2 protein-coding genes are annotated in these 3,114 nt (G+C 43.4%); one reads left to right on the top strand and one right to left on the bottom strand.

All coding sequences use genetic code 11. The features are described from left to right. The first annotated feature begins 226 nt into the window (after window positions 1–226). Window positions 227–1,888 carry an IS1182 family transposase gene (locus Q1W14_RS14715; protein ID WP_300702704.1) on the top strand — a complete coding sequence of 554 codons (1,662 nt, stop codon included), beginning with the start codon at window positions 227–229 and terminating at the stop codon, window positions 1,886–1,888. Window positions 1,889–1,973: 85 nt separating this feature from the next. On the opposite strand, the gene Q1W14_RS14710 is transcribed toward Q1W14_RS14715, so the two are convergent. After that, window positions 1,974–3,114 (bottom strand): SulP family inorganic anion transporter (locus tag Q1W14_RS14710; RefSeq protein WP_300702702.1); only part of this gene is annotated, 1,141 nt, incomplete at its 5' end.

Raw genomic sequence — 3,114 nt, 5'->3', positions numbered from 1 at the left:
AGCACAGCTACGGCAACACCAACTGCAAATCCTACCGTAAATACAACTAGTACAACAAATAATTCCGGTATACCTAAATCATAAGGCCGCAATCGGAAAACATAAAAATGAGGTTGTGTCAAAATGCTGGCACAACCTCTTTTTATGCGCAAAGCCCGGACTTTCCCAAGCCCAGGCTTTGTTATTACCCAAAATTTTTGTAACTTTAGGCATAAAGTTTTTCGTTATGGCAAAGTTACATTTTCGTCCTTACATTCCCAACCAAACAGTTCTTTTTCCACAAAGAATTGATGAAAACATTGCTGCAAATGACCCTGTCCGCATAGTCAATGCAGTTGTTGATAATCTCAATCTTGATAATTTCAAGAAGCTTTATAAAGAAACTGGGCGCTCAGCCTATCATCCTAAGATGATGCTCAAGGTCATTATCTACGCTTACATGAACAATATCTATTCCTGCCGTAAAATAGAGAAGCTTCTTTTGCGTGACATCCATTATATCTGGCTTGCTGGGCATGAGCATCCGGATTTTATTACCATCAACCGTTTCCGTAACCGTGTAAAGGAGGAGATAAACAACGTCTTCACGCAGCTGGTTCTTGTCCTTGCCGATAAGGGGTTCATCAGTCTTGACGTGGAGTATATCGACGGCACCAAGATTGAGTCCAAGGCCAACAAATATACTTTTGTCTGGCGCAAGACAGTCGAAAAGAACCGTACAAGGTTGCTGAATAAGATTCGCATCCTTCTGGAGCAGGTGGATGAAGCCATTGTACAGGAGAACTCTGTAAAAGACACATCTGTGGAGTTGACCCCCTCCATGCTCTCTAATATAGTGGATGAACTCAAAGAAGTGCTGGAACACCAGCCTGCAATACAGGACAAGGAACAAAAGAAAGCTCTGCGTGAAAAGAAGAAACAGGTCAGAGAACTTGAAGGGTATCGTGACAAGCTGATGGAATACGACAATCACCTTGAAGTCCTTGGAGAACGTAATTCCTATTCCAAGACCGATCCTGATGCCACATTCATGCGTATGAAAGAAGACGCCATGAAGAACGGGCAGACCAAGCCCGGGTATAATTTACAAATAGGTACTGAAAACCAATTCATCATAGACTTCCGGCTGTTTCCCAACCCCACCGATACGCTGACCCTGATCCCTTTCTTCCACTCCTTCCAGCACCGCTATAACCGCTTACCGGGTATCGGTGTGGCAGACTCCGGTTACGGCTCGGAAGAAAATTACCGGTTCATGCAGGAGAACGGGATAGAAGCCTTTGTCAAGTACAACTACTTCCATAAAGAGCAGCGTCCCCGTTATACTCCCAACCCGTTCCATGCGGAAAGTCTCCACTACAATGCGGGGGAGGATTATTACGTTTGTCCGATGGGGCAACACATGAAACGTACAGGAACCAGACGTGACAAAACAGCGAGCGGGTACATCACCGAAAGTGCCCGGTATAAAGCACAAAGATGTGAAGGATGTCCTTTGCATGGAAGTTGTTTTAAAGCACAGGGGAATCGTATGATAGAAGTCAACCACCGGTTAAACCAATATAAACGGCAGGCACGGGAAAGGTTGCTCTCAGAAGAAGGAATCAGGTATAGGGGCAGGCGGTGTATAGAACCGGAAGCCGTTTTTGGACAAATGAAATACAACATGGCATACAGAAGGTTCCGGCATATGGGAGAAGACAAGGTGACAATGGACTTTGCCTTCTTTGCCATAGCTTTTAATATCAAAAAGATGTGTGCAAAACTGAGAAAAGCAGGAAAGGAGTTTATTACACTTGCTAAATCTATATTTATTGGGCTATTTATAACTCGATACAACGGAAATATAGCAACTTGTTACCAAATGAATGAGAAAAAAGCGGCGTAGCCAAAAGGAAATATAGCAGGACTGTAAATCATCAAAAAAGGTTGTGCCAACGTTTTGACACAACCTCTTATTTTATTACCTTGTTTTACTCATTCAGTAATTCTTTTGATCTTTCCAATGCCACATTGATATTCGGGCAGATATTCCTTTCACCCAGAAGCTCATAGAAACCGGATTTTTGCAACGCTTTATGCACCTTTTCGTTCACACCGGAAAGTACGATTGTCGTCTTTTCCCGTTGTGCCATCTGGCAGAGACTGGTCAGGTTGTGAATACCTGTTGAATCAATGAAAGGTACTTTCCTCATACGTATAATGCGCACTTTGGGACGGTCTCCAAGCCTGGACATGATTTCCTCAAACTTAGTGGCGATACCGAAGAAGTACGGACCGTTTATCTCATACACTTCCACACCTTTAGGGATAGACAGGTTTTCTTCATCTTCTTTACTGTTAGATTCTTCATTCAGATTAATCTCATCTTTGATAACAGAAATTTCAGTGGTTTCCATGACACGATGCATGAAAAGTACACAAGCTATGACAAGACCCACTTCAATAGCAATGGTTAAGTCGAAAATAACTGTCAGGAAGAAGGTAATCAGCAATACGGTGACGTCTGATTTCGGATTCTTCAGTAGTGCCTTGAATGTGCGCCAGCCACTCATGTTATAGGAAACAATCACCAGCACACCTGCCAGACAAGCCATCGGAATATATTGTGCCAAAGGCATAAGGAACAGAAGGATAAGCAAAAGCACCACTGCATGTACCATACCTGCAACAGGGGTTTTACCGCCATTATTTATATTAGCCATTGTACGTGCAATGGCACCGGTGGCGGGAATACCACCAAACAGAGGTGTTATCAGGTTGGCAGCTCCTTGTGCTATCAATTCCGTATTGGAATCATGCTTGTCACCGATAACACCATCCGCTACCGTAGCAGAAAGCAGTGATTCGATGGCCCCTAATACTGCAATGGTAATGGCTACAGGGAATAAGTCCTGAATAGCTTCCCAGTTCAGTGAAGGCATTACTGCATCCGGTAGTTCTGCTTTGATGCTGAAACGGTCGCCAATGGTATCTATACAATTGATTCCGGCATAAGTCTTCATCAGATATACCGCTACTGTTACTACAATAATGGCAATCAGCGACCCCGGTATCTTCTTTGAGAATTTCGGGGTTATGGCGATAATTGCAATACTTACAATACTGACAATC

The organism is Bacteroides sp. (assembly GCF_030151085.1).
GTDB lineage: Bacteria > Bacteroidota > Bacteroidia > Bacteroidales > Bacteroidaceae > Bacteroides.
This window is presented reverse-complemented; position numbering and strand designations above follow the sequence as displayed.

Bases quoted from the DNA above. Each gene is read 5' to 3' on its own strand.
- Q1W14_RS14715 (WP_300702704.1), top strand. From the start codon at position 227: ATGGCAAAGTTACATTTTCGTCCTTACATTCCCAACCAAACAGTTCTT.